This is a genomic window from Streptomyces sp. NPDC060205, from assembly GCF_042728395.1.
Lineage (GTDB): Bacteria > Actinomycetota > Actinomycetes > Streptomycetales > Streptomycetaceae > Streptomyces.
Genome location: NZ_JBHWZP010000394.1, coordinates 1 through 7,929 on the forward strand (window position 1 = coordinate 1; position 7,929 = coordinate 7,929).

Annotated in this window: 9 protein-coding genes; 6 read left to right on the forward strand and 3 right to left on the reverse strand. The window is 72.9% G+C overall.

Annotated elements, in window-relative coordinates; genetic code table 11:
* The first annotated feature begins 34 nt into the window (after positions 1–34).
* From egtC to ACFWGJ_RS38865, 3 genes are all read left to right on the forward strand, one after another.
* Entirely contained in the window at positions 35–919 is an 885-nt protein-coding gene (gene egtC / locus ACFWGJ_RS38855; RefSeq protein WP_387333677.1) for an ergothioneine biosynthesis protein EgtC, read from the forward strand.
* On the forward strand, positions 916–1,878 hold the full coding sequence (gene egtD / locus ACFWGJ_RS38860; protein WP_387333670.1) for an L-histidine N(alpha)-methyltransferase: 963 nt from the start codon (positions 916–918) through the stop codon (positions 1,876–1,878). Before egtC ends, egtD begins: the two co-directional genes overlap by 4 nt.
* A gap of 124 nt (positions 1,879–2,002) precedes the next feature.
* Complete coding sequence (locus tag ACFWGJ_RS38865) at positions 2,003–2,218, forward strand: dodecin (protein ID WP_107019416.1); 216 nt, start codon at positions 2,003–2,005, stop codon at positions 2,216–2,218.
* A 111-nt stretch (positions 2,219–2,329) separates the two neighbouring features.
* Here the strand turns inward: ACFWGJ_RS38865 and ACFWGJ_RS38870 are convergent, their stop codons facing one another.
* The 3 genes from ACFWGJ_RS38870 to ACFWGJ_RS38880 form a co-directional block, all read right to left on the reverse strand.
* Entirely contained in the window at positions 2,330–2,818 is a 489-nt protein-coding gene (locus ACFWGJ_RS38870) for a hypothetical protein (RefSeq protein ID WP_387333671.1), read from the reverse strand.
* Positions 2,819–2,985: 167 nt separating this feature from the next.
* Positions 2,986–3,777: a sulfite exporter TauE/SafE family protein gene (locus tag ACFWGJ_RS38875; RefSeq protein ID WP_387333672.1), complete on the reverse strand. Its 792-nt coding sequence runs from the start codon at positions 3,775–3,777 to the stop codon at positions 2,986–2,988.
* Positions 3,778–3,919: 142 nt separating this feature from the next.
* The gene (locus tag ACFWGJ_RS38880) at positions 3,920–4,975 is read right to left on the reverse strand and encodes a LacI family DNA-binding transcriptional regulator (RefSeq protein ID WP_387333673.1); all 1,056 of its coding nucleotides are present in this window, start codon (positions 4,973–4,975) and stop codon (positions 3,920–3,922) included.
* Between the two features lie 136 nt (positions 4,976–5,111).
* Here ACFWGJ_RS38880 and ACFWGJ_RS38885 point away from each other — a divergent pair, with 136 nt between their 5' ends.
* The 3 genes from ACFWGJ_RS38885 to ACFWGJ_RS38895 form a co-directional block, all read left to right on the forward strand.
* Positions 5,112–5,873, forward strand: coding sequence for an SDR family oxidoreductase (locus tag ACFWGJ_RS38885; RefSeq protein WP_387333674.1), 762 nt, complete (start codon positions 5,112–5,114; stop codon positions 5,871–5,873).
* A 44-nt stretch (positions 5,874–5,917) separates the two neighbouring features.
* The gene (locus ACFWGJ_RS38890) at positions 5,918–6,922 is read left to right on the forward strand and encodes a Gfo/Idh/MocA family oxidoreductase (RefSeq protein WP_387333675.1); all 1,005 of its coding nucleotides are present in this window, start codon (positions 5,918–5,920) and stop codon (positions 6,920–6,922) included.
* On the forward strand, positions 6,919–7,929 hold a 1,011-nt coding region (locus ACFWGJ_RS38895; protein WP_387333676.1), incomplete at its 3' end, for a Gfo/Idh/MocA family protein. The genes ACFWGJ_RS38890 and ACFWGJ_RS38895, both read left to right, overlap by 4 nt.

Sequence of the window (7,929 nt, forward strand, 5' to 3'; positions counted from 1 at the left end):
GTTTCCGCACCGCCCGTTCCGCCGAGGGCGCCTGATGTGCCGTCATCTCGCCTACGTGGGCCCCGGGGAGCCGCTCGGCCGGCTCCTCGTGGAGCCCCCGCACGGCCTGCACCGGCAGGCCTGGGCACCCCGGCACCAGCGGTACGGGACCGTCAACGCCGACGGTTTCGGCGTCGGCTGGTACGCCGAGGGCGACCCGGTGCCCGGGCGCTACCGGCGTACCGGGCCGATCTGGGGCGACCAGTCCTTCGCCGACCTGGGGCGGGTGGTGCGCTCGGGCGCGCTGCTCGCCGCCGTGCGGGACGCGACGCTTGCGGGGGCGGACGGGGAGGCCGCGGCGGCGCCGTTCGCCGCGGGCACCTGGCTGTTCAGCCACAACGGCGCGATCGCGGGCTGGCCGCGTTCCCTGGCCCCGCTGGCCGGGACGCTGCCCGCCGCGGAGCTGCTGTCGATGGAGGCGCGCTGCGACTCGGCGCTCGTCTGGGCGCTGGTCCTGAACAGGCTGCGGGGCGGTGACGAGGAGGGCCAGGCCCTCGCCGACACGGTCCTCGACGTGGCGGCGGCGGCTCCCGGCTCCCGGCTCAACCTGCTGCTCACCAACGGCGAGGTGATCGCCGCCACCGCCTGGGGCGACACGCTCTGGTACCTGACCGAGCCCGGCCGGCGCACGGTCGTCGCGTCCGAGCCGTACGACGACGATCCGCACTGGCAGGAGGTGCCGGACCGCACGCTGCTCGCCGCGAGCCGCACGGACGTCCTGCTCACCCCGCTCAAGGACATCGACGGCCCCGCGCCATCGTCCGTACCGGGCTCGTCCACGTCGGGCGCGTCCGTGCCGGGCACGGCCGTACCCGGCACGGCCCTGTCGAGCACGTCCGTACCGAGCGCATCCGTTCCGAGCAAGGAGCCCCGTACGTGAGTCCGTTCCTGGTCACCCGCACGCTGCCCGAGGACGCCACGGACGCCGCCCTGCGGGCCGACGTCCTGCACGGCCTGACCCGCACGCCGAAGACGCTGCCGCCCAAGTGGTTCTACGACGCGCTCGGCAGCGAGCTCTTCGAGAAGATCACCGCGCTGCCCGAGTACTACCCGACCCGGGCCGAGCGCGAGATCCTCGTCGCCCGGGCGCCGGAGATCGCCGCGGCGACCGGCGCGCGCACGCTCGTCGAGCTGGGCTCCGGCTCGTCCGAGAAGACGAAGCACCTGCTCGACGCGCTGCCCGCCCTGCACACCTATGTGCCGGTGGACGTGAGCGAGAGCGCGCTCAGGCAGGCCGGTGAGGCGCTGGTCAGCGAGCGGCCCTCGCTCGACGTGCACGCGCTGATCGCCGACTTCACCGGTGGTCTCACGCTGCCCGGCACGCCCGGTCCGCGGCTCGTCGCGTTCCTGGGCGGCACGCTCGGCAATCTGCTGCCCGCCGAACGCGCCGCGTTCCTGGCGTCGGTACGTTCCCTGCTGTCGCCCGGCGACGCCCTGCTGCTCGGCACCGACCTGGTGAAGGACGAGTCGGTGCTCGTCGCCGCCTACGACGACGCGGCCGGGGTGACGGCCGCGTTCAACAAGAACGTGCTGAGCGTCGTCAACCGCGAGCTCGGCGCGGACTTCGATCCCGACGGGTTCAGCCATGTCGCCCGCTGGAACGCCGATGAGGAGTGGATCGAGATGCGGCTGCGCGCCCTCGCGGCCGTGACCGTGAAGATCCCGGCGCTCGACATCGCCGTGGAGTTCGCCGAGGGCGAGGAGATGCGCACCGAGGTGTCGGCGAAGTTCCGCGAGGCGGGCGTCCGCGCGGAACTGGCCGCGACCGGACTCGAACTCACCCACTGGTGGACGGACACCGAGGGGAGGTTCGCGCTGTCGCTGAGCACGGCCCGGTGAACCGCACCGGACAGCGGCCCGCCGGAACCCGTGTCCCCCGGGCCCCCATCTCGCGGTCCCCCGTCTCCTGGGGCACCGTGGAACGACACGTGGCACACGGGCCACGGCGGAGAGGAGCACCCGCATGTCCGACCACACCTACCGGGTCACCGAGATCGTCGGAACCTCGCACGAGGGCATCGACCAGGCGATCCGCAACGGCGTCTCCCGGGCCTCGCAGACCCTGCGCAACCTCGACTGGTTCGAGGTCACGCAGGTGCGCGGGCAGATCGAGAACGGCCAGGTCAAGCACTACCAGGTAGGCCTGAAGGTCGGCTTCCGCCTGGAGGACTCGGCCTGACGGGCGCCCGTACCCGGCGAGCACGAGTACGAGCACGAGCACGGGCACCTGACGCGCACCGGGTGACGTGCACCGGCCCCTCCCCGCACGACCGGGAGGGGCCGGTGCGCGTCAGGTCCGCCCCTCCCGCTCCTGTGCCTCCTTCAGCGCCGCCGACGCGGCGGCCCAGCGGGCCCGTACGACCGTGAACCCGGCCCGTTCGGCGTCCGCGCACACCAGCTCGTCGTCGTCCACGAGCACCCTGATCTCACGGTTGCGGGCCAGCTCGCGCAGGATCTGCAGCTTGGTGCGCCGGGCGGGCCTGCGGTCGTCGTCGCGCCGCATCCGGACGCGGCCCTCGGGCAGGCCCTGCGCGGCGATCCAGGCCACCGTCTCCTTGCGGCAGCGCTCGGGCCGCCCGGTCAGATACAGGACCTCGCACTCCTCGGCATGCGCCAGGGCCAGCGCCACGCCCTCGGCCAGCGGCGGGTCGTGCGGCGCCGCGGCGAAGAAGGCGTCCCAGTTCCGCGGCTTCTGCTCCAGGAACCGCTGGCGGTGCGCGGTGTCGGCGAGCGTGCCGTCGAGGTCGAAGACGGCGAGGGGCGTGCTGTTGTTCGTCACGGCGGCCACCTTAGGGCGCGGCCTCGGCCGCTTCGGGGCGCTGCGGCGGCCTCTTCGAGGGCGCCGCCTCAGCCGCGTCGGAACGCCGCTCCAGCCACCGGTTCAGTGGCCGGTTCAGCCGCCGCAGGATGTCGCTGCCGGCCCCTTTGGGCTCCGCCCTCCCCCGGTCAGGACGCGGTCGCGTCCCGCCACAGCGTCCACGCGAGTCCGAAGCCGGCGAGGGCGATCGCGATCCGCAGCGGTGCCTCGGGCAGGCGGCGTACGACGGCGGGCCCCAGCCAGGCGCCCGCGAAACAGCCCACGCCGAGCGTGAGGGCCGCGCCCCAGTCGACGGGGGCGAGAAAGACGTAGGCGACGGCCGCGGTGACGTTGGCCGCGCCGGTGGCGATGTTCTTGACCGCGTTGGTCACGGGCAGCGGTTCCGCCGAGGACAGGGAGAGCACGGCGAGCATCAGGACGCCCGCCGCGGCGCCGAAGTAGCCGCCGTACAGACCGACCACGAGCACGGCACAGGCCAAGGGGACGCCGGGCAGGGAGGAGGCCGGTCGGGTGCTGAAGCGTGCGGTCAGCCGCCGCAGGGGCTCACGGACCAGGATCAGTACCGAGCCCAGGGCCACGAGCCACGGTACGACCAGCTCGAACGTCGAGGAGGGGGTGCCGAGGAGCAGGGCCGCGCCGATCGCCCCGCCCAGTGCCGCCGCGAGGCCCAGCCGGATCAGCCGGGCGCGCTGCCCGCGCAGTTCCACCCGGGCGCCCACCGCGCTCCCCACGGTGTTGGAGAAGAGCGCCACGGTGTTGGTGACGTTGGCCGCCACGGGCGGCAGGCCCGCGGCGAGGAGTGCGGGGTAGCTGAACAGCGAGGCCAGACCGGCGATGGAACCGGCGAGTCCGGAGGCGACACCGGCGGCCAGGAGCAGCAGGACGCGACCGGAGTCGATCCCGGCGATGAGCGCTTGCACGTGACCCTCTTGTCTCCACGGGTGCGGTGGCGTCCTGGCCCGCCACACACTGTCGTTCCACCCTATAGATGCCATCTACATATGCAGACGGCGGGGCGCGGCTGCACTCACCTGAGGCCTTTCATGGCCCGCGCCCCGGCTCTCAGACGCCCAACGGCCCGGACGACGCGAGCGGCACACCCGGCGGCATGTTGTACGGCGTGACCACCTGGATCGCCGACGGCAGGAAGGGCCCTTCGTCGGGCAGCGCCTTGTGTGCGCGCATGATGGTCTGGCAGGCGCGCCGCATGTCCTGGCGCAGGTCGTGGTGGAGCACGGCGGACAGCCGGCGTTCGCGCAGGAAGCCGGTGTTGTCGTGATCGAGGTCGTGGGCGATGAACACCGCGCACTCCCGCCCGAGGACGCCGAACGCGTCGAGGGTCGCCGCGTTGCCGCCGCCGGCCGAGTAGACGGCGATGACGTCCTCGTCCCGCTTGAGGGCGTCCAGGACGAGGTCCCGCTGGGTGGCGTCCAGCCCGTCGCTGTCGGTGACCTCCACCAGGGAGCGTCCTGGCTGCGCGCTCCGCATCGCGCTGCGGAAACCCATCTCCCGTTCCTCCTCGCCGCGGAAGGAGCCCCGGCTGATCGTGGCGAGCACATTGCCGGGCCGGTCGCCGAGCCACTGGCCGATGAGATAGGCGGCGGTGGCGCCCGCCGCCCGGTTGTCGATCCCCACGTACGCCATGCGCGCGCTGCTGGGCAGATCGCTCACCAGCGTGACGACGGGGATGCCCGCCGCGACCAGCCGGCTGACGGCGGCGACGATCTCCGGCAGGTCCGGCGCCTTGAGGATCACTCCCTGCGAGCCACGCTTGGCGATCTTGTCCAGGGTGGCGACCAGTTCGGAGGCGGGGCAGGTCTCCCGGAAGTGGAAGCGCGAGCGCACCACGGCGGGGTGCAGGGAGGGCAGTTCGGCCTCCAGGGCGTCCCGCACGGCGGTGGAGAACCGCTCCGGCGTCTGCATCACGATGTCGATCATGAACGTGCGGCCGCCGATGCGTACCTGGGTCCGCTGGCGGTCCAGGTCCTTGACGGCCTGGCGCACCTCCATGACGGTGCTCTCCCGCACGCCGCCGCGGTCGTTGAGGACGCGGTCGACCGTGGCCTCGCTCAGACCGGCCTGACGGGCGATCTCCCTGATCGGATATGGATGGCGCACGGCGGCCCCCGCTGCGAATGACGGACTTTTGATGGGTCTCTGCGGATTGTATGACGGCCTCCCGTTCACAAGACTGACAGTGGCGCCGCCGGAGCCGAAGCCTGAGAAGCCTCAGCCGAAGGAGAACAACGCACTCATGGGACTTCTTGAGGACAAGGTCGTCCTCGTCAACGGCGGCAGTCAGGGCGTGGGCGCGGGGATCGTCCGGGCGGCCCTGCGCGAGGGCGCGACCGTCGTCTTCACCGGACGCCGGGCCGAGGTCGGCGAGAAGCTCGCCGCGGACACCGGCGCCCGCTTCGTCCGCGCCGACCTGGCGGACGCGGCGCAGGCGAGCGGCAGCGTCGTGCGGACCGTGGACGCGTACGGGCGTATCGACTGCCTGGTCAACGCGGCGGGACTCACGTCACGCGGTTCGCTCCTGGACACCACACCGGAACTGTTCGACGCGCACATGGCGATCAATCTGCGGGCGCCGTTCTTCGCGATGCAGGCCGCCGTCACCGACATGACGAGCCGCGGGGCGCCCGGCACGGTCGTGAACATCATCTCGAACTGCGCGCACGGCGGCCCGCCGCATCTGGCCCCGTACTCCGCGGCGAAGGCCGGTCTCGCGGGGCTCACCCGCAACGCGGCCCACGCGCACCGCTGGGACCGGATCCGGATCAACGGCCTGAACATCGGCTGGACGGACACCGAGGGCGAGGACGCCACCCAGCGTGCCTTCCACGACGCGGGTGACGACTGGCGGGAGAAGGCCGCGGCCGGCCTGCCGATGGGCAGACTCGGACAGGTCGACGAGATCGCCGACTTCGTCGTCCTCCTGCTCTCCGATCGCAGCGGCGTGGTGACCGGCTCGGTCATCGACTGGGACCAGACCGTCTTCGGCGGACTCGACTGAACCACCCTCGGGCTGCACCCCTGGGTTGAAGGAGCAAGATTCGCATGCGTATTGGCATCATGGGGCTGGGCCGGATCGGCGCGTTCCACGCGGAGACCCTGGCCGGGCTCGAAGCGGTCGACTCGCTCGTGGTGACCGACCCGGTCGCCGCGGCGGCCTCCTCGGCGGCGGAGCGGTTCGGGGCGACGGCGGTGGAGTCGCCCGACGCGGTGTTCGCCGCCGGGGTCGACGGAGTCGTGATCGCCGCCGCGACCGACGCCCACCCCGAACTCCTCCTCGCCGCCGTCAAGGCGGGCATCCCGGTCTTCTGCGAGAAGCCCGTGGCGCGCGGCGTCGAGGAGAGCCTCGAAGTGCTGCGCGCGGTGGAGGCCGGCGGGGTCGAGGTGCACATCGGCTACAACCGGCGCTTCGACGCGGGCTGCGTCGCCGCGCGCCAGGCCGTGGTGAGCGGTGAACTCGGCCCGCTGCACACCGTGCGGTCCACCACCCTGGACCCCGCGCCGCCGCCCGCCGCGTACGTCGCCGTCTCCGGTGGCATCTTCCGCGACTGCAGCGTGCACGACTTCGACATCGTGCGCTGGGTCACCGGCCGCGAGGTCGTCGAGGTGTACGCGACCGGCGGCAACCGGGGCGCCGACTTCATCGCGGCGGCCGGCGACGTCGACACGGCCTCCGCGCTGCTCACCTTCGACGACGGCACGATCGGCGTCATCTCCAACACCCGGCACAACGCGCGCGGTTACGACGTCCGTCTGGAGGTGCACGGCATGCTGGACAGCATCGCGGTCGGCCTGGAGGACAAGCTGCCGCTGCGGTCCGTCGAGCCCGGGGCCACCTTCCCCGCCGGGCCCCCGCACCACTTCTTCATGGACCGCTTCGCCGCCGCCTACCGCGCCGAACTCACCGCGTTCACCGAGGTCGTGGCGGGCTCCCGGCCCTCGCCCTGCACGGTGGCCGACGCCCTCGAAGCGAGCTGGATCGCGGAGGCCTGCACGCTGTCGCTGCGCGAGCACCGGCCCGTACGACTGGAAGAGGTGCGCACGGCATGACGGAGGAACCCCTGCGGATCGGCGTGCTGGGCGCGGCCCGTATCGCCGAGCTGTCGATCGCGGGACCTGCCCGGGTGACCGGCCACCGCCTCGTGGCGGTGGCCGCCCGCGACCGGTCCCGCGCCGAGGCCTTCGCCGCCGAGCACGACGTCGAACGCGTCCTGGACTCGTACGCCGACGTCGTCGCCGACCCGGCGGTCGAGGTCGTCTACAACCCTCTCGCCAACGGCCTGCACGCGCCCTGGAACCTCGCCGCGCTCGCCGCGGGCAAGCATGTGCTCACCGAGAAGCCCTCCGCGAGCAACACCGAGGAGGCCGTCGAGGTCCGGGACGCCGTCGCGAAGGCCGGCACGGTCTTCATGGAGGGCTTCCACTATCTGTTCCACCCCGTCACCCGGCGTCTGCACGAACTGCTGGAGAGCGGGGAGCTGGGCGAACTGCGGCACGTGGAGACCACGATGGTCATGCCGGCCCCGCCGGACACGGACCCGCGCTGGTCGCTGCCGCTCGCGGGCGGCGCCCTGATGGACCTGGGCTGCTACAGCCTGCACGCCCAGCGGATGCTCGCCCCCTGGGCGGGCGGGGTGCCGCGGCTCGTCGCGGCGCGCGGCGGCGAACGAGCGGGCGCGGCCGGGGTCGACGAGTGGCTGGACGCCGATCTGGAGTTCCCGGGCGGCGCCACCGGCAGTGCCCGCTGCCACATGGCGCACGACGGGTGGGAGATGAGCTGCCGGATCGTGGGCTCACACGGTGAGGCCACCGCGGTGAACTTCGTCCAGCCGCATCTGGACGACCGGGTCCGGGTCCGTACGGCCTCGGGCGAGCGCGTCGAGATGCTCGGCCGCCGGTCCTCGTACACCTATCAGCTCGAAGCGTTCGCGGCGCATCTGCGCCGGGGCGCGCCGCTGCCGCTGGACGCCGATGACGCGCTCGCCACGATGCGCCTCATCGACGAGTGCTACCGGAGTGCGGGTTTCCCGCTCAGGCCGCGGACGGCTTTTCCGTCC